A 20,452-nucleotide genomic window follows, 5' to 3' on the forward strand; every position below is an offset into this window, starting at 1 on the left:
AGAGGACGATGAAAGTCATTATCGCGGAAAAGCCGGACCAAGGGGCGACGCTTGCCTCTATTTTTCCGCATCAAAAGCGGCAAGGATATATCGAAATTAAGCCGAACGACTTGTTTCCGGACGGGGCGTATATGACATGGGCGATCGGGCATTTGTTCCAGCTCGCCCCGCCGGAGCGGTATCGGCCGGAGTGGAAGCGGTGGACGCTCGAGGCGCTGCCGATCATCCCGGAACGGTTTGAGTATGAGATCGAAAAAGCGAAGGCGAAACAGTTCAAGGTTGTGAAAGAACTGCTGCGAAAGCCGGAAGTGACGGAAATCATCCATGCCGGCGACGCGGGGCGCGAAGGGGAGCTCATTGTGCGCAACATCATCCGCCTAAGCGGCGTGAACAAGCCGATGAAGCGGCTTTGGCTGTCGTCCTTGACCCCGAAGGCGATCGAGGAAGGGTTCCGCCGCCTGCTTGATGAACGGACGACGCGCCCGCTCTATGAGGAAGCGTACGCCCGCGCTTGCGCGGATTGGCTCGTCGGCATGAACGCCTCGCGCGTGTACAGCCTCTTGCTGAAAGAGCGCGGGATGAACGATGTGTTTTCCGTCGGGCGCGTGCAGACGCCGACATTGGCGCTGATCGTCCGGCGTGAGCGGGAAATCGAACAGTTCCGCCCTGAACCGTTTTGGGAAGTCGTCGCCTCGTTTGTCATCGGCGATCAGCGCTATGAAGGAAAATGGACGGATGAAAACGGCCAAACGCGTCTTGGGGACGAGGAGATGGCGAAAAAGATCGCTGCCTTTTGCCAAGGAAAACGGGCGGAAGTCGCCGACGTCCGCACGGAGCGGAAAACGTATCAGCCGCCGCTGCTGTTCAACTTATCGACCCTGCAGGCGACAGCGAACAAGTTGTACCGCTTCTCGCCGAAAAAGACGCTTGATGTGCTGCAATCGCTCTACCAAAAAGGGATTGTTTCGTATCCTCGTTCCGATTCGATGCACGTGACGAAAGGGGAAGCGGAAACATTCCCAGTGATTTTACAAAAGTTGTCATCGTTTCCAGCGTACGCGCCGTATTTTCCGTTGCCGCAGCCATCGATTTTACAGAATAAGCGTTATGTAAACGAGAAAAAAGTCACCGACCACTACGCCATTATCCCGACCGAGCAAGTGGTGGATCCCGAGAAGCTGTCGGCCGACGAACGGAAGGTGTACGATTTGGTTGTCCGCCGCCTAATTGCCGCCCACCATCAGGCGGCGGTCATCGATTATACGACCGTCACGACGCTCGTTGACGGTCGGGCTCGCTTCGTTTCGAAAGGAAGACAAGTCGTCGAGGAAGGATGGCGCGCGGTCATCCGCCCGCATGAGGAGGAGAAAGATGCTGCGCTGCCTCCCCTTGAGCGAGGGGAGGTGGGGGAAGCGGCCGCTGTCAAGGTGAAAGAAGGGAAGACCGAGCCGCCGAAACGGTATACAGAAGGCGAACTCATCACTTTGATGAAAACAGCGGGAAAATTTTTGGATGACGAAGAACTGGAAAAAGTGCTCGCCAAAACGGAAGGGCTTGGCACGGAAGCAACAAGGGCGGCGATCATTACCATGCTGAAAGAGCGGAAGTATATTGAAGTGAAAAAGAACCTCGTATATGCGACCGACAAGGCGAAAGTATTGATCGAGGCGCTTGGCGGCACGATTCTCGCCTCGCCGGAAATGACGGCGAAATGGGAGCAGCGCTTAAGCGAAATCGGCGAAGGGAGCGCCTCATCAGCCGCCTTTATGGAACAGGTGAAAAAGTTGGCGCAAAAAGTGGTCGCTGACGCCATCGCCGCCGCGCCGAATTGGAATTTCAGAGGGGTTGACACCGCCTCGATCCAGCGGACAAGGAAGAAAAAAACGATGGGCGAGAAGCTTGGGACGTGCCCGCTTTGCGGCGGGACCGTCGTCGACAAAGGAACGTTGTACGGCTGCGACCAGTACGCGAAAACAAAATGCTCGTTTACGATCTCCAAACGAATTCTTGGCAAATCGATTTCGGCGGCCAATGTGAAAAAACTGCTTTCTCAAGGAAAAACGAATGTCATCAAAGGATTCAAAAAAGGCGAGAAAACGTTTGACGCTATTCTCGTTTGGGATGAAAATGAGAAGAAATTGTCGTTTCAATTTCCGAAGCGGTGACGAAGGCAACAGGCGTTGGGGACGGGAGGCTTGGCGAAAAAGGCGGACCGATGGCGGTCCCCCGATCTGGCCTCCTTTTTCTCAAATGATGCACCGAATCGGGTCAAATGGGAACAGTTTTGTTTTGAAAACCATAATAATGTTATGTAAACTCAAATTCCGACAGTCTCCCCGCAGGTCAATCAATGGCAGGGCGGCGGCAGGCGGCAATGCGGCCAGGGCGGTCTGGATAATCGGTGAATAGGCCGTCAACGCCCATGGCGCATAGGCGAGCGAGATCGTGTGGTTCATTGACGGTATAGACATGAACCATGAGTCCGCGGCCATGGGCGGCGCGCACCCACTCTTCGGTGACGGCTGAGAGCGGCAAGCCGATGCCATCGGCATAGACGGCGATTTGTTGCAACAGCTCGTCGCGGCCGCTTCGCGCTTCCTTTTCGCCGACCAATTGAATGAGCGGGACGCCGCGCGGGATGAGCGGCCGGAGCGCCTGCAAACTTTCTGGATGGAACGATTGAAACATGACGCTTCCGCGCTGGAGAACGCCGTGTTTTTGCAATAGGCGGGCGACCGCCCGTTCGATGCCGGGCTGTTTCGTTTCGACGTACAACGGAACGTTTACACGTTCCGCTTTCAGCATCCGAACCACCTCATCAAGCGTCGGAACGCGTTCGCCGGCAAAGCGTGGATCGAACCACGATCCGGCATCCAATTTTTTGAGCTCACGCAATGAAAAATCGCTGACCCGCCATGGCGAGCGGTGCGGGTAAACCGTTTCGACATTTGTCGTCCGGGCGAGCGTCGCATCATGCAGGGCAACGAGCTTCCCGTCTTTCGTTGCGCGCACATCGACTTCGATATAATCGGCATTCATGAGGGCGGCGAGGCGGTAGGATGAGAGCGTATGCTCCGGCGCGTGTCCGGACGCGCCGCGGTGGGCGATGACGGCGGTTTTCGGCTGGCTGGGTGGCTGCCAGGCAGCTGTGGCCGCTAAGACGATCGGCAGCGATAGCCAAAACAATGCGCAAAGATAGAAGCGAAAAACCATGATCTGGCGCATAGACATCTCTCCCTTCCAGTATCATATCGGGAAAACAAGTGCGAGAGAAAACGAGGGGATATAGCAGGGAAAGGATGTTTGTACCGATAGTGTCGCACATCAAACAAAGGGATATTCAGTTTGATGCATAAAGTGCGTTATCATGCCGCATACTGTAAACGACAACAAAACGTTGGGCTATAGCCAAGCGGTAAGGCAACGGACTTTGACTCCGTGATGCGCTGGTTCGAATCCAGCTAGCCCAGCTGAATCGCCGGACGGGGTCCGCTCGTCCCGGCAGCCCAAACGGCTTCCGCCATGTTGTGCGGGGCCGTTTTTTCGTTCGCCGGAAAGCGGGGACGAGAACATCTTTTTATCGTTTTCAGCGGTCCCGCAAGGATACGCATCCGATTCCCGAGCAGAAACAGCGCGGCAAAAAATGTGGAGTCGGCAGGATTTTGACGAATGGCGGCGAATGAAAAAAGCGAAAGGGGAGAGGGTCATGAAAACAGCTGATTTATGCGATCAATGTTTAGATGAGCTGCAAGTCTGCGAGTTGCCGTTTCAATCGTACGGCGGAAAACGGATGTTTTTTGGGCCGATCGCGACGGTCGACGTGTTTGAGGACAACGTTCTTGTCCGCGAAGCGCTCGAGACGGTGCCGCCGGGGACGGTGCTCGTGGTCGATGGAAAAGGCTCGCGCCGCGTCGCGCTATTAGGCGACCGGTTGGCGCAAATCGCCTGCGACCGGGGGCTTGCCGGCGTCATCATCCACGGCTGCATCCGCGATTCGGCGGAAATCGGCCGCATGCCGCTTGGGGTCATGGCGATCGGCACATGCCCGGTGAAAAGCAAAAAAGAAGGAAAAGGCGCCCGCGACGTTGTGCTCGAGTTCGGCGGCGTCCGCTGGGAGCCGGGCGCATACGTGTACGCCGATTCCGACGGGGTTGTCGTTGCTCGTGAAGATGTCCGTCTAAAAAGCGATTGATGGTCGTCATATAAGGGAGTTACACTGTGATTGTACGAAGGCGTTTCGATGTTTGGACAGTGATATAACGGATACAAAGAACAAGTTGAGGTGATCGAGATGAAATGGCAGGAGGTGCGTTCATCGTATCCAAACCAGTTCGTGAAAGTACAGATATTGAAATCCCGCTTACAGGGGGACCGAGAAATCATTGAAGAAGTGGATGTGATGGGAACCGTTTCGAATGAGGATGCAACTCGGGAGTTGTTGCAATCAAAAGGGAATCAGCTTGTTTATCACACGAGCCACAAGGAAATTGTTTTAAAAGTTCGGAAAGCGATTGGCCTGAGAGGGAAAGCTCACGATGCAGATTGAATATCGTGATGGATTGCTGTTTGCATCGATCGAAATCGTTTATCAAGGAAGGTCTAAGTTGATTCATAACATGGTGATTGATACTGGTGCGGCGAAAACAGTGATTTCTCAAAATGCAGTAGAGGACATCCATTTGTGGGTAGAGCCAGGCGATCGTATTGTGGCTTATTACGGAATCGGTGGGAAAGAGTACGCGTTTACAAAAAAACTAGACTGTATTCAGCTAGATTCTTTCCAGCTAAGAGAGTATGAGATTGATTTTAGCGGGATGGACTATGAAGGGATTAACGGTTTGTTAGGATTGGACATATTGCTGGACGCTGGATTTGTCTTAGACCTAGACAAGTTGGAGATGTATCGATCTGGTTGAAATGGAGCGCCCGCGACGTTGTGCTCGAGTTCGGCGGCGTCCGCTGGGAGCCGGGCGCATACGTGTACGCCGATGCCGACGGCGTTGTCGTGGCCCGTGAAGATTTGTCAGCAAAAAACGGTTGACGGCCGCCATCAAGTTGTACTACGATGAAAACGGATGCTTGTTCCATGACAAGATCAATAGGCGAGAAACAAACAAGGTGCCTAAGCCTGCTTAAAGGCTTGGGTGAAAAGGGAAGCCCGGTGAAAGTCCGGCACGGTGCCCGCCACTGTGATGGGGAGCTTTGCGGCAGCAAGTCACTGAAGGATGCTTCGGGAAGACGCCGCCAAGCGATGATCCTCAGTCAGGAGACCTGCCTTGTTTGGATCGGACGGATGCCTACGGGACTATAGGCAGACGTGCGGGAGAATGATGGCTGCATTAGGCCTGTTTGGGCCGTTTACGGCTTTCGTATACATTTTTCTGCACCTCTGCTGTAGAGGTGCTTTTTCTTTTGCCGAAAACCTGCCCGTCTGTCTGCGTCTAAATTCTATCATTCTAGCCAAAAAGGGGGGATTCGGTGGCGACATGGGATTTGCGGGGAATGAAGCATCATGTGCTCATTTGCAACGGAGGGACGTGCCTCCGCCATGGCGGAGATGACGTGACAATGGCGGTGCGCGAGGAGATCGCCCGCCTCGGGCTTGACGACGCTGTCCATACAACAAGGACGCGCTGCAACGGACGATGCCAAGACGCGTGCGTGATGATCGTCTATCCGCAAGGCGTCTGGTATCGACAGATGACGCCGGAGCGGGCGAAGGAGGTTGTGCGCGCTCATTTGGATGAGGGGTTGCCTCTTTTGAAATGGGCGACGTATGAATATGAAGACGAATTGGTGTTGACACCAGCTGGCGAACGGGAGGCGCCAAGCGGAAAACGGAAAACGGAACATGCTGCGAAAGGAGTGAAGGGATAAATGAAGAGAGCGGTTCGATGGAGCGGAATGGCGGCTTTGTTCGTTTTCTATTTTTTGTTGACGAATGAAAATGAAGCGTATGCCATGCACATTATGGAAGGATTTTTGCCTGTCAAATGGGCGCTGTTTTGGTGGCTGTTGTTTTTGCCGTTCTTTGTGTTCGGATTGCGGCGGCTTGTGCATACGCTGAAGCAGCACCCCGAACATAAGCTTCTGATGGCGTTAGCTGGCGCGTTTACATTTGTATTGTCGGCGTTGAAAATTCCATCCGTCACCGGCAGCAGTTCCCATCCGACCGGGATCGGCTTCGGCTCGGTTTTGTTTGGACCGTGGGTGATGGTGGTGATCGGCACAGTCGTTCTTCTCTTTCAAGCGCTGCTTCTTGCCCACGGAGGAGTGACGACACTTGGAGCCAATGCCATGTCGATGGCGATCGTCGGCCCGTTCGTCGCGTATGGAGTGTATCACCTGTGCCGAAAAGGGGCGGTATCCAATCGAGCGGCTTTGTTTCTTGCCGCTTGTTTGTCTGACTTGGCCACATATGTCATGACGTCCCTGCAGCTTGCCTTGGCGTTCCCTTCTCCTGATGGGGGAGTCATCGCCTCGTTTCTGAAATTCGCCGGCATTTTTGCCATTACACAAGTGCCGTTGGCGGTGACGGAAGGCATCATAACGGTGATCGTCTGGAACTGGCTTGCTTCCTATCAAGCTTCTCCGCTGTTCAAAAAGGAAAAGGGGGCGTAATGCGATGAAGAAAAATGGCTTGCTCGTGTTGCTGGCTGCTTTGCTTGTCATCATTCCGCTTTGGTGGGCGCGCGGATCAGAGTTTGGTGGAACGGACGATCAGGCGGAAAAAGCCATTCAAACGCTCGACCCGCATTACCAGCCGTGGTTTGAGTCGATCTTTACCCCTCCAGGCGGCGAAGTCGAAACGCTTCTGTTCTCGCTGCAGGCCGCGCTTGGCGCCGGCGTGATCGGCTACGTCGTCGGGTTGTACAAAGGGCGTTCGGAGCGGAAAAACAGCCATGATTCGCGAGTTTGACCGTTGGGCGTATGACAACCGGCTGCGGGCATGGCGGGCGGAGTGGAAGCTTATCGTGGCGTTTGTTATGCTTGCCGTTGTTATGATGGGCGGCTGGCGCGAGCAATGGCTTGTGCTCATCGGAATGGCGTATTGGATTGTTGCTCGCGCACGAGTGCCGTTTTCCGTATATGGAAAAGCGATGCTGGCGGCATCTGTTTTTTTAGGGATCAGCCTGCTGACGCTTGTTGTGTCTGTGTCGGTTCCTTTTCGAATAACTTTCATCGACAGCCAGCTGCAGCCGGCTGCAAAGCTCGCCGTCCGCTCTCTCGCTGCCTGGTCGTGTTTGTTTTTCCTTCTTATTACGACGCCGGCGCCGGACTTGATTGCGTTGCTGAAGCGAATGCGGCTACCGGCGGCGCTTGTGGAACTTTGTTTTCTTATGTATCGTTTTATCTTTTTGCTCGAGCAGGCGGCCGCAGAGCTGATGCTGGCGCTGCGAGCCCGCAGTGGGGGAACGCATTGGCGGCATGGTGGGATGCTGATGTACCAACTGTGGGTGAAAACGTGGCAGTCGTATGAATCGTTCAGCCGTTCGCTTGCGGCGCGTGGAGGCGTCGTGTCGTGCGGGTACAGGCATCAGCAGGAAAAGGCGCATGTGCCTCTTGCCGATATTGCGGCCGGCATCATTATGGCCTTGCTGCTTGGTTGGGCATGGCGGAAGGGGTGAAAACGTTGCTGCTGCGGATGGAACGAGTGAAATACGCTTACCAGGCGGAACGGTATGTGCTAAATGGGGTTGATTGGGAAATTCCAGAGCGAAAAAAATGCGCATTGATCGGGCCAAACGGCTGCGGCAAAACAACGTTGTTTCTTCATTTGAACGGGCTGCTGCGGGCGCAGGAAGGAACAGTGTATTGGAAAGGGCGCAACATGTATGAACGAGGAGCGGATTGGGCGCAATGGCGGCGTGAAGTCGGCATCGTCTTTCAAAACCCGGAGCATCAAATCCTTGCTCCGCTCGTGCGTGATGAATTGGCGATCAGCTTAGTCCATGCCGGAATCGATCGAGAAAAAATGAGGGAGGCGCTTGCCGCGATTACGGCGGAATACCACCTTCAATCTTGGCTGGACCGCCCGACCCATCAATTCAGTCTCGGACAGAAAAAATGGCTGACGCTCTGCTGTACGATGGCGGCCAAGCCGGACTTGCTCGTATTGGACGAACCGACCGCCTATTTGGATCAGCATCAGACAAAGCAGTTTCTCAAACAAATTGACGCCATTCACCAGGCGGGGACGACTGTGTTGATCGCCACCCATGACATGGATTTCGTCTGGCAGTGGGCGGATGTCGTCGCGGTCATGCACGAAGGACGGATCGTGATGCAAGGGGCACCCGAAGACGTATTCGCCGACCGCCAGCGGCTGTTGGACATTCGCTTGGATGTTCCGCTGTTCGTGCGGCTTTGGCAAGCATGGCGGCCAGAGGAAAAGATCGTCCCCCGATGTGTTGCGCCGTGAAAGGGACATGAGCGGCGAATGGAGTGTGAAAAATGGGTGCTAGGCGGCAAAAGGAGGGATCATGATGAGCGGCAAATTGCTCATTGTCGGCTTCGGCCCGGGAAGCGTCGACCATATGACGAAACGGGCTCGGGAAGCGATTGAAGAAAGCGACGTCATCATCGGCTACAAAACGTACATCGAACTTGTGCGCGATCTCATTGCTGGAAAGGAAATCATCAGCACCGGCATGACCGAAGAAGTGAGCCGCGCCCAAGCGGCGGTGAAGTGGGCCGAGCGCGGCAAAACGGTTGCCGTCATCTCCAGCGGCGACGCCGGGTTGTACGGCATGGCGGGGCTCGTGTATGAAGTGCTGATCGAAAAAGGGTGGACGAAAGCGAGTCCGATTGAAGTCGAAGTCATCCCCGGCATTTCCGCGATTCATTCGTGCGCCGCTTTGCTTGGCGCCCCGATTATGCACGATGCGTGTACGATCAGTTTGAGCGACCATTTGACGCCGTGGGAGCTGATTGAAAAGCGGATTGCCGCCGCCGCCGCGGCCGATTTTGTCATCGCGCTGTACAATCCGAAAAGCGGGCGGCGTACTCGGCAGATTGTGGAAGCGCAGCGAATCCTGCTCCGCCATCGTGCGCCGACAACACCCGTTGGACTCGTGAAAAGTGCGTACCGAGAACGGCAGCATATCGTCCTCACCGACTTGGCGCATATGCTGGACCATGAAATTGGCATGTTGACGACGGTCATTATCGGCAACTCGACGACTTTTGTTCACGATGGGCTCATGATCACGCCGCGCGGCTACCAGCGCAAATATCAGTTGACGGCCGACGTCCAGCCGCTCAAGCCGCATGAGCGGCTGCGCAAAGAGGCGGAGCCATGGGCGCTTGATCAGACAAAACCGCTGGAAGAGCTGGATGAAGGGAACGGAGGAGCGTTTCGGCCGTTTGCTGCGGCTGCCTCCGCTTTCGGCGACGAGAAAGACCGCGGTTTGGCCGCCGTGGCGGTTTGGCCGCCGGCTGTGGACGTGGCGGCGAAGGAAGTGGGATTGGCGCCGGCAGCTTCCGCTTTTCCGCTGTCGGAGGAGCCATTCGTCCAAACGGAAAACCGGCCGTCATCCGCTCTGTTGCATCGGGTGAGAGAAACAGCGGAGGACGCGCTTGCAGCGTTGGATAGAAGAACGACAAAGAAGGCGTCCGCCGTGCTGTTCGAAGCAGCGGTGAGCCCAGGGGTGGCCAACAAGCAGTTTACTCCGGAGCAGCTCATCGCGCTCGCCGAAGCGGTCGGACCGGACGGGAAAATGACGTACACGCCGGATCATTATATCAAAATTGAGCGGGTGACAGAGGATCCAAAAGGGCTTGTCGATCGGCTCGCTGCCGCCGGGCTGATGGTGATGCCGGTCGGTGATGTGCTGACGTTGAAGGCATGCGACTTTTGCGACGGGGAGAAAAAAGACGCGATTCCATATGCCGAGGAATTGGCGCGGCGATTTGGGGGCATGGCGCTGCCGAAAGAGCTGAAGCTTGGCATCAACGGCTGCGGCATGGCATGCTACGGCGCGGTGCGCGAAGACATTGGGCTTGTGTACCGGAAAGGGAAATTTGACTTGTTTTTAGGCGGAAAAACGGTCGGCCGCAACGCCCATCCCGGCCGGCTCGTTGCGGAAGGCATCCCGCCGGAAGAGATGGTGGCTATTGTGGCGGACATCATTGAACAGTACAAAGAACACGCTCATCCGAACGAACGATTTCATAAGTTTTTTGCCCGTGTGAAACAAATCGGCCGCTTTTCGTACGAGGAGGCCAAGACAGCGGCGAAGATCGAAACGCCGGCATGCGGCGAGTAACCTCGGATGGAGCGATATAAGAGAGGAGAACGAATATGAGAGCCATTTTGTTTGTCGGCCATGGAAGCCGCGACCCGGAAGGGAATGAGCAAGTGCGGCAGTTTGTCGACCGCCTGCGGCCGCGTCTTTCTGCTTCTTTCCATGTTGAAACGTGTTTTCTTGAGTTTGGCCGCCCGTCGATCAGCGAAGGAATTGATCGGTGCGTTGAGGCCGGAGCGGCGGAAGTGGCGGTCATTCCGCTTATTTTATTGCCGGCCGGGCATTCGAAGCTGCATATCCCGGCGGAAATCGATGACGCGAAAAAACGCTATCCGCGCATCACGTTTCGATATGGACGGCCGATCGGCGTTCACGAAGAGACGTTTGCGATTTTAAAAGAGAGACTGCAAGAAATCGGTGAGCGTCCGGAAGAGCCGGACGACGGCACAGCGGTCATTTTGCTTGGCCGGGGCGGAAGCGACCCGGATGCGAACAGCGACTTGTACAAAATCGCCCGCCTCTTTTGGGAGCAGACCGGCTATGCGCTCATTGAACCGGCGTTTATGGGCGTGACGACGCCGTCGCTTGATGACGCCGTCCGCCGCTGTCTCATGCTTGGGGCGAAGCGGATCGTCGTCTTGCCGTATTTTTTGTTCACCGGCGTGCTCATCAAGCGGCTTGAACGGCAAGTGGCGCAATACCGCCTCGATCATCCGCACGTCTCATTTGCGCTGGCCGATTATTTCGGCTTTCACCCGAAACTGATCGATATCGTGCTTGACCGCTTGCAAGAAGTGCTCGATCAAACCGTTTCAATGAACTGCGACGTCTGTCAATACCGGCTCCACGTTTCTCACCATCACCACCACCACCATCATCATCACTAAAAAGCAAAAAGGGGGAGCGCTGATGATTTTGATGTTGGCAGGGACGAGCGATGCCCGCGAATTGGCGGTGATGATTCAACAAGCCGGCTATTCGGTAACCGCAACGGTCGTCACCGATCACGCGGCCGAACAGCTTCGGTCATCCGGCATTCGCGCCTATGTCGGCCGCATGGATGCGTCCCAGCTGGCCGAGCTTGCCAAAGCTGAGGGAGCCAAAGCGATTGTCGATGCCAGCCACCCGTTTGCCGAAGAGGCGTCGAAAAACGCCATGCAAGCGGCGGCTGTTGCCGGATTGCCGTACATCCGCTATGAGCGGCAGGCGTCTTCGCTTTCATTCGAGAAGGTGACATTTGTCGACAGCTATGAAGAAGCCGCCGAACTGGCGGCGAAAAAAGGCGGCGTCGTGATGCTGACGACCGGCAGCAAAACGCTCGACATTTTCGCCGCCAAACTGCTCAATCGCCCAAACGTGAAGGTGATCGCCCGGATGCTCCCGAGAAAAGACAATTTGGACAAATGCGAGCGTCTTGGGTTTTCGCAAGAGCAAATCGTCATGATGCAGGGGCCGTTTACCCAAGAGCTCGACCGGGCGCTGTACCGCCATTTCGGCGTCACGGTCGTCGTCACGAAAGAAAGCGGCAAAGTTGGGTTTGTGGATGAGAAAATCGCCGCCGCCGAGGAGCTCGGCATCGAGGTCATCGTCATCCGCCGCCCGCGGCTGTCATACAGCATCGTGCACCACGATTTTGCCGGCGTGCTTGAGTCGTTGAAGCAGCATGCCCCGCTTCCGACGGGGGAAACGAATGAACATTCCTCCATGACGCCGAGCGAAGGCGTGCGAAACGGATGATTGAGGCAACGGGATTTCACTGAACATCAAGCGAAAAAAGGAGCGAGTGAAAGATGGAGTTTCATACCACGTTCCGTCCGGCCACCGTCCAGCCGGAACAAATTGAAGCGCGCAGCTTTCAAATCATTGATGAAGAGATCGGCGAGCATTCGTTTACGGAAGAACAATACCGAATTGTTCAGCGCGTCATCCATGCATCGGCTGATTTTGAGCTGGGCAAAAGCCTCATTTTCCACCCAGATGCGATTCGCTCAGGCATTGATGCCATCCGCAGCGGCAAGCTTGTCGTCGCCGATGTGCAAATGGTGCAAGCCGGCGTCAACCAAGCGCGGCTGGCGAAGTTCGGCAGCGCGGTGCGCGTCTATATTTCTGATGAAGACGTGATCGCGGAAGCGAAACGGTTGAATACGACGAGGGCGATCGTGGCGATGCGCAAAGCGGTGAAAGAAGCGGAAGGCGGCATTTTTGCCATCGGCAACGCGCCGACAGCGTTATTGGAGCTCATTCGCCTCATTAAAGAAGGAGAGGCGCGGCCGGGATTGGTGATCGGCTTGCCGGTCGGATTCGTCTCGGCGGCCGAATCGAAAGAAGAGTTGGCGAAGCTCGATGTGCCGTTCATCACCAACCGCGGCCGCAAAGGAGGAAGCACGGTGACGGTCGCCGCCTTGAATGCTTTATCGTTGCTTGCCGAGCGGGCGTGACGAACGATGGAAACGAAAAAAACGCTGCGTGAAGGATATACGACTGGATCGTGCGCGACAGCGGCCACGAAAGCCGCGCTCACGGCGCTCATCACTGGCCAAGTGCAGGCGGAGGCGACGATCCGCCTTCCGATTGGGCGGGTGGTGACCTTTTCGCTTGCCTCTTGTTCGTTCGATGGCGAAACGGCGACCGCGGCTGTGGTGAAAGACGGCGGTGATGACCCGGATGCGACGCACGGCGCGCTCATCGTTTCCACTGTCTCGTGGACCTCGTCGCCGGGCGTTCATATCGACGGCGGTGAAGGGGTCGGACGCGTCACGAAACCGGGGCTGCCGGTGCCGGTCGGGGAAGCCGCGATCAATCCAGTGCCGCGGCAAATGATCCGCGAAGCAGTCAACGAAGTATTGGCGCAATACGGTCTACATCAAGGGGTGAAGGTCGTCATTTCTGTGCCCGGCGGCGAGGAAATCGCCAAAAAAACGTTAAATGCGCGCCTTGGCATTATTGGCGGCATTTCGATTTTAGGGACGCGAGGCATCGTCGTTCCGTTCTCCACCGCCGCCTATCGGGCGAGCATCGTGCAGGCGCTTCAAGTGGCGAAGGCGAACGGCTGCTGTCATGTCGTCATCACGACCGGGGGGCGGAGCGAGAAATACGCCATGCAAGAGTATCCGCATTTGCCGGAAGAAGCATTTATCGAAATGGGCGATTTTGTCGGCTTTACGCTGAAACAATGCAAACGGCTTGGCATCAAGACGGTGTCGATGGTCGGCATGATGGGGAAGTTTTCGAAAGTCGCTCAAGGAGTGATGATGGTGCACTCGAAAAGCGCCCCAGTCGACTTTGGCTTTTTGGCTGCCATCGCCGAGCAGGCAGGTGCTGGTCCAGAACTGGCGGCCGCGGTGCGCGGCGCGAATACGGCGGCGCAAGTCGGCGACATGATGCAAGAGGCCGGTTGCACGAAGTTTTTCGAGCTGTTGTGCGAGGCGTGTTGCCGGGCAGCGCTCAACGAAGTGGGAGGCGGCCTGACGGTGGCCACGTCCATTTACACGATGAACGGACAACGATTAGGAAAGGCGGTGCAGACCGATGGGGACGATGAAGTTGATCGGTGTCGGTGCTGATGGGCAAGCAAGCCTTCCTGAGCTGTATCGACGCTGGATTGATGAAAGCGAGCTGCTTGTCGGCGGCGAACGGCAGCTGGCGATGTTTCCGGAATACAAAGGAGAAACAATCGTCATCCGCCGCGGACTGGCGGAGCTGGTCGAGCGGCTTCGGCATGAGACGCGCAACACGGTCGTGCTGGCGTCTGGCGATCCGCTCTTTTATGGGATCGGCAGCTATTTGGCCGGCAAATTGCCGATTGAGGTGTATCCGGCCATTAGCTCGGTGCAATGGGCGTTTGCGAAAATGGGCGAGTCCTGGCAAGATGCAGCGTTTGTCAGCGTCCATGGCCGGCCGCTCACCGGCTTGGCTCAGCGGATCGACGGGCGGCGCAAGGTCGCCATCTTAACCGATGAGACGAACTCGCCGGCCGCCATCGCCCGCTATTTGCTCGAGTATGGCATGACCGAGTATGAAGCGTTTGTCGGCGAGGAGCTCGGCGGGCCGAACGAGCGATGCCGGTTTTTCAAGCTAGAAGAAATGGCAGAAACCGAGTTTCTTCCATTAAATATAGTCATTTTGCGGCAAACCGCTCCCGGTCCGGTTTGGCCGCTCGGCATTGACGATGATGAATTTTTCCAACGCAAGCCAGACAAAGGGCTGATTACAAAGAAAGAAATTCGCGTCTTAAGTCTAAGCGCCTTGCGCTTGCGCCCGGACAGCGTCGTCTGGGACATTGGGGCGTGCACCGGTTCGGTCGCGATTGAAGTGGCGAAAATCGCCCGCGACGGCGCCGTGTTTGCGATTGAAAAAAATGAACAGGACATCGAACTTTGCCGGCAAAACTTGCGCAAATTCCGCGTTGACATCACGCTTGTGCACGGCAGGGCGCCCGATCGGCTCGATGAGTTTCCTGACCCGGATGCCATCTTTATCGGCGGCACGTCCGGCGCGATGGCTCCGCTGTTGGACGTGTGCTGCCGCCGCTTGAAACGAAACGGGCGCATCGTCATCAATGCAGCGACGATCGAGACGCTTTCCGAAGCGAGCCGCGAGCTCGGCGAACGCGGATTTCATGTCGACATCACGCTCGCGCAAGTGTCGCGAAGCAAACCGATTTTGAACTTGACGCGCTTTGAGGCGCTCAATCCGGTGTATATCATGACAGCCAAGCGGGAGGGAGACGAATGACCGGCACGTTGTATGGCATCGGTGTTGGCCCGGGCGATCCGGAGCTCATGACGGTGAAAGCATACCGCCGCCTAAAAGAAGCGGATGTCATCGCCTATCCAAAAAAAGGGCGGCAAAGCAAAAGCTATGCCGAACAAATTATTGACGCCTATTTTGCCCCGGAGGAAAAACGGCGGCTCGGCCTGCATTTTCCGATGACGAAAGACCGAGCCGTGCTTGAACCGAAATGGAACGAGGCGGCGGACGCCATTTGGGCGGAGTTGTCGGCCGGGCGCGATGTCGCGTTTGTGACTGAAGGCGATCCACTGTTGTACAGCACGTTCATTCATTTGATGCACGTGATGGAGCGACGCTATCCGGAAGCGCCGATTGAAGTCGTCCCCGGCGTCAGTTCGGCCAACGCTGCTGCCGCTAGGCTTCGTCTGCCGCTGGCGGATGGTGATGAAACCGTGGCGATCGTGCCGGCGCATGATGATTACGAAGCGATGAAAGCGGCGCTTCTTCGTCACGATTGCGTTGTCTTTTTTAAAGTGGCGAAAGTGATCGATTTGCTGGTTCGTCTGTTGCGGGAACTCGATTTGCTTCACCGCGCTGCTGTTGTGACGAAAGTGACGTCCGGCGAGGAAGTCGTGTGGAAGGTCGAGGAGCTCGACGGAGCGGAGCTCGAATATTTGACATTGATGGTGGTGAGAAAGTGAAGCTGTATATCGTAGGAGCGGGGCCGGGAGCGCCGGATTTGATCACGGTTCGCGGCGCCGAGCTTCTCGCTGCTGCCGACGCCATTTTTTACACCGACTCGCTAGTGAGCGCGGAATTGATCGAGCGCTACCGGAAGCCGGGTGCTGACGTTTTCCATACTGCCGGTATGCATTTAGAAGAAATGGCCGCGGCAATGGCGAAGCAAGTGAAACAAGGACGGCTTGTCGTGCGCGTCCATACCGGCGATCCATCGATTTACGGGGCGACGCTTGAGCAAATCGCCTTGTTGAAAGAAGAAGGAATTGAAGTAGAAATCGTCCCCGGCGTCAGTTCGGCGTTTGCGGCCGCGGCCGCCGTGCAGGCGGAGCTCACCGTCCCGGAATTGACGCAGACGGTCATTTTCACCCGCGCCGAGGGGCGGACGCCGATGCCGCCGCGTGAGAAATTGCGGGAGCTGGCGCGGCATCATTGCACGCTCGTTCTTTTTTTAAGCGCGACGCTTGCCAAAAAAGTAAGCGCGGCGCTCCTTGAAGCGGGCTGGAGCGGTGATACGCCTGTCGCGATCGTCTACAAGGCGACATGGCCGGATGAAATCGTGATTCGTTCCACCGTTGCCACAATGGCTGACGATATGCGGCGCCATGGCGTGACGAAGCACGCCATCATGTTGGCCGGTTGGGCGCTCGATCCCCATATTCATGAGCGCGGCTACCGTTCGAAGCTGTATGACCCGGCGTTTACGCACGGATATCGAAAGGGGGAGGCGTAAGGTGGGGGCTGCTGCCATAAACAACGAAAGACACGGCGCCTATGCGGTCGTGGCCATTACGAAACACGGGGTCGAGATCGCCCGACGCCTTGGCGGCGCTCTTGCGGGAGCGGACGTTTATTATACGGATAAATTCGCCCGCGGCGATGAAGCCGAGCACGGGATCCGCTTGTTTTCCGGCAACGTGAAGATGTTGCTGCCGGAGTTGTTCGCCCGCTACGACGGACTCATTTGCATCATTTCGCTCGGCGCGGTCGTCCGGATGATCGCTCCATTGTTAAAAGATAAAAAGACCGATCCGGCGGTTGTCGTCATTGATGATAAAGGAGAACATGTCATCAGCGTATTATCCGGCCATTTAGGAGGCGCCAACGAACTGACGCGGCGTGTGGCCGCCATATTGGGCGCCCGCCCGGTCATTACGACCGCTTCCGATGTGCAGCAGACGATCGCTGTTGATCTATTCGGCCGCGAATTCGGCTGGGAATGGGAGTCGGATGACAACTTGACGCCGGTGAGCGCGGCTGTTGTCAATGAAGAACCAGTCGCCGTTGTGCAAGAGTCAGGAGAACCAAATTGGTGGCCGGCGGGCCGCCCGCTGCCGAAAAACATCACCGTGTACGGCTCGATCGCGGAGGCGCTGGCCGCCCGCCCGACGGCGGCGCTTGTGGTCACTCATCGCCTGCTTGCGCCGGAAGAAGAGGCCATTTTGCAAAACGGCGTTTTGTATCGCCCGAAAGTAATCGCGATTGGCATCGGCTGCAACCGCGGCACCACAGCCGAGGAAATTGAAGCGGTCATCCGCGAGACGCTTCGTGCGCTTCGCTTTTCGCTCAAAAGCGTCAAGGCGGTATGCACGATCGAACTGAAAAAAGATGAGCCGGGGCTTCGGGAAGTTGTCGGCAAATACGGATGGGAATTTGTGACGTACACGCCGGAACAGTTAAACGAAGTGCCGATCGAAGCGCCGTCGGAAACGGTGTACCGCTACACCGGCGCGTATGGGGTGAGCGAGCCCGCGGCGAAATTGTACAGCGGGGCCGATCGGCTGGCGCTGGTGAAAAAGAAGTCCGGCAATGTGACGATTTCCGTGGCGCTCATCGATCATCAAAAGAAAGCAACCATGCAGGGAAAGGGGAAAGAGGCATGCGACGGCTTGTCATCGCCGCACCGGGAAGCGGCGCCGGCAAAACGACCGTGACGCTTGGGTTGATGGCGGCCATGAGGCAGCAAGGATATACGGTGCAAGGGTTTAAATGCGGTCCGGACTACATTGATCCGACGTACCATACGGCGGTCACCGGCCGACCGGCGCGCAACTTGGACAGCTGGATGGCCGGCCGCGCGAACGTGCGCCAAATGTTGGCGAACGGCTGCCAAGGGGCGGATCTCGCCATCATCGAAGGGGTGATGGGGCTGTTTGACGGCAAGCAGCCGCTGTCTGATGAGGGATCGACAGCCGATATTGCGGCATTGACGGAAAGCCCGGTGCTGCTTGTCATTGACGCCGCCGGCATGGCCCGCAGCGCTGCTGCCATCGTCCACGGGTTTCAAACCTTTCACCCCAACGTCCGCATTGCCGGCGTGTTTGCGAACCGCGTCGGGAGCGAAGGGCATTTCCGGCTGATTCAGGCGGCCATCGAGCAAATGTGCGGCATCCCGGCGGTCGGTTATTTGCCAAAAGACGAGGCTCTGACGTTGCCCGAGCGGCATTTAGGACTTGTTCCGTCGGTGGAGCGCGGCGAATTGGATGCTTTTTTTGCCGCCCTTGGGGAAAAAGTAGCGGAAACAGTCGATTGGGAGGCGTTGCTTCAGATCGCCGAGTCCGCTCCGCCTCTGGAGGCGCCTGCGCCGCTTGTCCAACCAAGCCGGACGTATCCGGTGCGCATCGCGGTGGCGAAGGATGCCGCCTTCCACTTTTACTATCCAGAAAACTTGGAGATATTGGCCGCCTATGGCGCGGAACTTGTTTATTTCTCCCCGCTCGCCGGCGAGCCGCTTCCGGAAGGCGCCGACGGGCTGTATATCGGCGGCGGCTTCCCGGAGGAATTTGCCGCTGAGCTGGCGCGGCAGACGGCGGCGAAACAGTCGATCCGGGCGGCGATTGAATCCGGTTTGCCGACGCTGGCTGAGTGCGGCGGATTTATGTTTCTCACCGAACAGCTTGTGACGACGAGCGGGGAGGCGTACGACATGGTCGGCGTCATTCCGGGGAAGGTCGTGATGAAGACGAAGCTCGCGGCGCTTGGCTATCGCGAAGTGCGCGGGCGGAAAGGGAATTTTCTATTGCCGGAAGGAGAAACAGCGCGCGGACATGAATTCCATTATTCGGTGTACGAACCGCGGAGCGAGACGCCGTTTGCTTATGACACGAGCGGCCGGAAAGGAACAAAGCCGGACGGTTGTCTAGTGCACCGGCTTGTCGCCGGCTACGTCCATTTCCATTTCGCGTCCGCCCCGGCGATGGCTGAACGATGGCTCGCCGCATGCGAGCGGGTGAAACGCGATGGCTAGAGCGCTGCCGATCATGTTTCAAGGCACCCATTCCGATGCCGGCAAAAGCGTCATCGCAACCGCCTTTTGCCGCATGTTCGCCCAAGACGGCTGGAAGACGGCGCCGTTTAAGTCGCAAAACATGTCGTTAAACTCATATGTAACGCCGGACGGGAAAGAAATCGGCCGGGCGCAAGGCATTCAGGCCGAAGCAGCCGGAGTGGCGGCGCGCGCCGAGATGAATCCGATTTTGATTAAGCCAAGCCGCGAGCATGAATCGCAAATCGTTGTGCTTGGCAAACCGTACGGCAATATGCAGGCGTTCGCTTACCGGAACGAGTTTTTCCACCAAGGGTTGGCTGTCATCCGTCAGTCGCTCGAAACGTTGATGAATGAGTATGACCGGATTGTCATTGAAGGAGCGGGAAGCCCGGCGGAAGTAAACTTAAACGACCGCGAGCTCGTCAACATGCGCATCGCCCGCCTCGCCAACGCTCCGGTCGTGTTGATCGGCGATATTGAACGGGGCGGGGTGTTCGCGAGCCTCGTTGGAACGATGTCGCTGCTTGAGCCTGAGGACCGAAAGCGGGTCATCGGCGTCATCATTAACAAGTTTCGCGGCGATGTGTCGCTGCTTAAACCGGGGCTTGATTGGTTTGAGCAGCACACCGGTGTGCCGGTGCTCGGCGTCGTTCCCTATTTGCCTGATTTGGCGATCGATGCGGAAGATTCGCTGTCGCTTGAGCGGTTTGCTTCATCTGTCGGGGGAGAGGAAGCGATTGATGTCGCGGTCATCCGCTGTCCGAAAATCGCCAATTTCACCGATATCGACCCCCTTTTGGCTGAACCGGACTGCCGCGTCCGGTTGGTGACGCACGCGGGTGAACTCGGCAAGCCGGATGTGATCGTGCTTCCCGGCAGCAAAAACACGATCGAAGACTTGATTTATATGAAGAAAAGAGGACTCGCTTCCCGCATTGTGTCGCTTGTCAATGAAGGAAAAGCGAGAGTCGTCGGCTTATGCGGCGGCTATCAAATGCTTGGCGCCGTCATCCGCGATCCGTATGGAGTCGAGACACCGCTCCCGGAAGTAAAAGGGCTTGGTTTGCTGCCGATTGAAACGACGCTTGAGCGGACGAAAATCACGATCCGTACGGAAGGGATGCTTACGTGGGCGGGCGAGCGGTTTTCGGTGCAAGGATACGAGATTCATATGGGCCGCTCGGCGCCGCTTCCTGGCTATGCGCCGCTTATTGAGGCGGACGGCCGTCATGAAGGGGCGAAGCACAGTGATGAGCGGGTGCTGGGCACGTACATGCACGATTTGTTTCATAACGATGCGTTCCGCACCGCGTTTTTCAACAGCATTCGTCGCCAAAAAGGAATCGCTCCTTCTGGCGTCCGACTCTTTCGCTTGCTCAAAGAAAAGGCGTTCGACCGGCTTGCCGCCCACGTTCGGGAACATGTGGACGTTGAACGGATTGAGCGAATGATGGGTGAATTTCAGTAG

At 56.7% G+C, this 20,452-nt stretch carries 21 protein-coding genes, 1 tRNA gene, 1 pseudogene and 1 riboswitch; of the genes and pseudogenes, 22 read left to right on the forward strand and 1 reads right to left on the reverse strand.

Annotation, left to right across the window (positions count from 1 at the left end; translation table 11 throughout):
* Positions 1 to 8: 8 nt before the first annotated feature.
* On the forward strand, positions 9 to 2,165 hold the full coding sequence (locus tag B9L19_RS09350) for a DNA topoisomerase III (RefSeq protein WP_047753083.1): 2,157 nt from the start codon (positions 9 to 11) through the stop codon (positions 2,163 to 2,165).
* Between the two features lie 178 nt (positions 2,166 to 2,343).
* Here the strand turns inward: B9L19_RS09350 and B9L19_RS09355 are convergent, their stop codons facing one another.
* Positions 2,344 to 3,225, reverse strand: a complete 882-nt coding sequence (locus B9L19_RS09355) for a glycerophosphodiester phosphodiesterase family protein (RefSeq protein WP_025950701.1) — start codon at positions 3,223 to 3,225, stop codon at positions 2,344 to 2,346.
* Positions 3,226 to 3,398: 173 nt separating this feature from the next.
* On the opposite strand from B9L19_RS09355, the gene B9L19_RS09360 reads away from it, so the two are divergent.
* The 21 genes and pseudogenes from B9L19_RS09360 to B9L19_RS09460 all read left to right on the forward strand — a co-directional run bounded on the left by B9L19_RS09360 (position 3,399) and on the right by B9L19_RS09460 (position 20,452).
* Positions 3,399 to 3,470 (forward strand) — tRNA-Gln (locus tag B9L19_RS09360).
* A gap of 236 nt (positions 3,471 to 3,706) precedes the next feature.
* Positions 3,707 to 4,192, forward strand: a complete 486-nt coding sequence (gene rraA / locus B9L19_RS09365; protein ID WP_025950700.1) for a ribonuclease E activity regulator RraA — start codon at positions 3,707 to 3,709, stop codon at positions 4,190 to 4,192.
* Between the two features lie 99 nt (positions 4,193 to 4,291).
* The gene (locus B9L19_RS09370; RefSeq protein WP_025950699.1) at positions 4,292 to 4,546 is read left to right on the forward strand and encodes a hypothetical protein; all 255 of its coding nucleotides are present in this window, start codon (positions 4,292 to 4,294) and stop codon (positions 4,544 to 4,546) included.
* Complete coding sequence (locus tag B9L19_RS09375; RefSeq protein ID WP_025950698.1) at positions 4,536 to 4,916, forward strand: retropepsin-like aspartic protease; 381 nt, start codon at positions 4,536 to 4,538, stop codon at positions 4,914 to 4,916. Before B9L19_RS09370 ends, B9L19_RS09375 begins: the two co-directional genes overlap by 11 nt.
* Before the next feature lie 8 nt (positions 4,917 to 4,924).
* Positions 4,925 to 5,041: pseudogene (locus tag B9L19_RS09380) on the forward strand (RraA family protein); the annotation flags it as partial.
* Between the two features lie 58 nt (positions 5,042 to 5,099).
* A riboswitch (cobalamin riboswitch) is annotated at positions 5,100 to 5,293 on the forward strand.
* 185 nt (positions 5,294 to 5,478) lie between these two features.
* A complete protein-coding gene (locus B9L19_RS09385; protein WP_025950696.1) occupies positions 5,479 to 5,877 on the forward strand; it encodes a (2Fe-2S) ferredoxin domain-containing protein in 399 nt (132 codons plus the stop codon).
* Positions 5,878 to 6,621: an energy-coupling factor ABC transporter permease gene (locus B9L19_RS09390; protein ID WP_025950695.1), complete on the forward strand. Its 744-nt coding sequence runs from the start codon at positions 5,878 to 5,880 to the stop codon at positions 6,619 to 6,621.
* 4 nt (positions 6,622 to 6,625) lie between these two features.
* Complete coding sequence (locus tag B9L19_RS09395) at positions 6,626 to 6,919, forward strand: energy-coupling factor ABC transporter substrate-binding protein (RefSeq protein ID WP_025950694.1); 294 nt, start codon at positions 6,626 to 6,628, stop codon at positions 6,917 to 6,919.
* Positions 6,903 to 7,628 (forward strand): energy-coupling factor transporter transmembrane component T family protein, encoded by a 726-nt coding sequence (locus B9L19_RS09400; protein WP_047753084.1) that lies wholly within the window; start codon positions 6,903 to 6,905, stop codon positions 7,626 to 7,628. Before B9L19_RS09395 ends, B9L19_RS09400 begins: the two co-directional genes overlap by 17 nt.
* 5 nt (positions 7,629 to 7,633) lie before the next feature.
* On the forward strand, positions 7,634 to 8,422 hold the full coding sequence (locus B9L19_RS09405; RefSeq protein WP_341864940.1) for an energy-coupling factor ABC transporter ATP-binding protein: 789 nt from the start codon (positions 7,634 to 7,636) through the stop codon (positions 8,420 to 8,422).
* A 64-nt stretch (positions 8,423 to 8,486) separates the two neighbouring features.
* A complete protein-coding gene (gene cobJ, locus B9L19_RS09410) occupies positions 8,487 to 10,268 on the forward strand; it encodes a precorrin-3B C(17)-methyltransferase (RefSeq protein WP_198527163.1) in 1,782 nt (593 codons plus the stop codon).
* A gap of 35 nt (positions 10,269 to 10,303) precedes the next feature.
* Positions 10,304 to 11,134, forward strand: coding sequence for a sirohydrochlorin chelatase (locus B9L19_RS09415; protein WP_047753087.1), 831 nt, complete (start codon positions 10,304 to 10,306; stop codon positions 11,132 to 11,134).
* A 22-nt stretch (positions 11,135 to 11,156) separates the two neighbouring features.
* Positions 11,157 to 11,984 carry a precorrin-6A reductase gene (gene cobK, locus B9L19_RS09420; protein ID WP_047753088.1) on the forward strand — a complete coding sequence of 276 codons (828 nt, stop codon included), beginning with the start codon at positions 11,157 to 11,159 and terminating at the stop codon, positions 11,982 to 11,984.
* Positions 11,985 to 12,037: 53 nt separating this feature from the next.
* On the forward strand, positions 12,038 to 12,685 hold the full coding sequence (locus B9L19_RS09425) for a precorrin-8X methylmutase (RefSeq protein ID WP_013145276.1): 648 nt from the start codon (positions 12,038 to 12,040) through the stop codon (positions 12,683 to 12,685).
* Positions 12,686 to 12,691: 6 nt separating this feature from the next.
* Entirely contained in the window at positions 12,692 to 13,810 is a 1,119-nt protein-coding gene (locus tag B9L19_RS09430; RefSeq protein ID WP_025950687.1) for a cobalt-precorrin-5B (C(1))-methyltransferase, read from the forward strand.
* Positions 13,776 to 14,981, forward strand: a complete 1,206-nt coding sequence (locus B9L19_RS09435) for a bifunctional cobalt-precorrin-7 (C(5))-methyltransferase/cobalt-precorrin-6B (C(15))-methyltransferase (protein WP_047753089.1) — start codon at positions 13,776 to 13,778, stop codon at positions 14,979 to 14,981. Before B9L19_RS09430 ends, B9L19_RS09435 begins: the two co-directional genes overlap by 35 nt.
* Positions 14,978 to 15,679, forward strand: a complete 702-nt coding sequence (cobI, locus tag B9L19_RS09440; RefSeq protein WP_025950685.1) for a precorrin-2 C(20)-methyltransferase — start codon at positions 14,978 to 14,980, stop codon at positions 15,677 to 15,679. The genes B9L19_RS09435 and cobI overlap by 4 nt, the downstream gene beginning before the upstream one ends.
* Positions 15,676 to 16,449, forward strand: coding sequence for a precorrin-4 C(11)-methyltransferase (gene cobM / locus B9L19_RS09445; protein ID WP_025950684.1), 774 nt, complete (start codon positions 15,676 to 15,678; stop codon positions 16,447 to 16,449). Before cobI ends, cobM begins: the two co-directional genes overlap by 4 nt.
* A 1-nt stretch (position 16,450) precedes the next feature.
* Positions 16,451 to 17,650: a cobalt-precorrin 5A hydrolase gene (locus tag B9L19_RS09450; RefSeq protein WP_025950683.1), complete on the forward strand. Its 1,200-nt coding sequence runs from the start codon at positions 16,451 to 16,453 to the stop codon at positions 17,648 to 17,650.
* A complete protein-coding gene (locus B9L19_RS09455; protein ID WP_033024304.1) occupies positions 17,596 to 18,963 on the forward strand; it encodes a cobyrinic acid a,c-diamide synthase CobB in 1,368 nt (455 codons plus the stop codon). The genes B9L19_RS09450 and B9L19_RS09455 overlap by 55 nt, the downstream gene beginning before the upstream one ends.
* Positions 18,956 to 20,452, forward strand: a complete 1,497-nt coding sequence (locus tag B9L19_RS09460; protein WP_047753090.1) for a cobyric acid synthase — start codon at positions 18,956 to 18,958, stop codon at positions 20,450 to 20,452. The genes B9L19_RS09455 and B9L19_RS09460 overlap by 8 nt, the downstream gene beginning before the upstream one ends.

The sequence above is a fragment of the Geobacillus thermocatenulatus genome (assembly GCF_002217655.1).
Lineage (GTDB): Bacteria > Bacillota > Bacilli > Bacillales > Anoxybacillaceae > Geobacillus > Geobacillus thermocatenulatus.

Excerpts from the sequence above, each read along its gene's own strand:
- cobI (WP_025950685.1), top strand. The coding sequence starts at position 14,978 with ATGACCGGCACGTTGTATGGCATCGGTGTTGGCCCGGGCGATCCGGAG.
- B9L19_RS09460 (WP_047753090.1), top strand. The coding sequence starts at position 18,956 with ATGGCTAGAGCGCTGCCGATCATGTTTCAAGGCACCCATTCCGATGCC.
- B9L19_RS09350 (WP_047753083.1), top strand. The coding sequence starts at position 9 with ATGAAAGTCATTATCGCGGAAAAGCCGGACCAAGGGGCGACGCTTGCC.
- B9L19_RS09455 (WP_033024304.1), top strand. The coding sequence starts at position 17,596 with ATGCGACGGCTTGTCATCGCCGCACCGGGAAGCGGCGCCGGCAAAACG.
- B9L19_RS09435 (WP_047753089.1), top strand. The coding sequence starts at position 13,776 with ATGGGGACGATGAAGTTGATCGGTGTCGGTGCTGATGGGCAAGCAAGC.
- B9L19_RS09355 (WP_025950701.1), bottom strand. The coding sequence starts at position 3,225 with ATGCGCCAGATCATGGTTTTTCGCTTCTATCTTTGCGCATTGTTTTGG.
- rraA (WP_025950700.1), top strand. The coding sequence starts at position 3,707 with ATGAAAACAGCTGATTTATGCGATCAATGTTTAGATGAGCTGCAAGTC.
- B9L19_RS09395 (WP_025950694.1), top strand. The coding sequence starts at position 6,626 with ATGAAGAAAAATGGCTTGCTCGTGTTGCTGGCTGCTTTGCTTGTCATC.
- B9L19_RS09370 (WP_025950699.1), top strand. The coding sequence starts at position 4,292 with ATGAAATGGCAGGAGGTGCGTTCATCGTATCCAAACCAGTTCGTGAAA.
- B9L19_RS09425 (WP_013145276.1), top strand. The coding sequence starts at position 12,038 with ATGGAGTTTCATACCACGTTCCGTCCGGCCACCGTCCAGCCGGAACAA.
- cobK (WP_047753088.1), top strand. The coding sequence starts at position 11,157 with ATGATTTTGATGTTGGCAGGGACGAGCGATGCCCGCGAATTGGCGGTG.
- B9L19_RS09400 (WP_047753084.1), top strand. The coding sequence starts at position 6,903 with ATGATTCGCGAGTTTGACCGTTGGGCGTATGACAACCGGCTGCGGGCA.
- B9L19_RS09415 (WP_047753087.1), top strand. The coding sequence starts at position 10,304 with ATGAGAGCCATTTTGTTTGTCGGCCATGGAAGCCGCGACCCGGAAGGG.
- B9L19_RS09390 (WP_025950695.1), top strand. The coding sequence starts at position 5,878 with ATGAAGAGAGCGGTTCGATGGAGCGGAATGGCGGCTTTGTTCGTTTTC.
- B9L19_RS09430 (WP_025950687.1), top strand. The coding sequence starts at position 12,692 with ATGGAAACGAAAAAAACGCTGCGTGAAGGATATACGACTGGATCGTGC.
- B9L19_RS09375 (WP_025950698.1), top strand. The coding sequence starts at position 4,536 with ATGCAGATTGAATATCGTGATGGATTGCTGTTTGCATCGATCGAAATC.
- cobJ (WP_198527163.1), top strand. The coding sequence starts at position 8,487 with ATGAGCGGCAAATTGCTCATTGTCGGCTTCGGCCCGGGAAGCGTCGAC.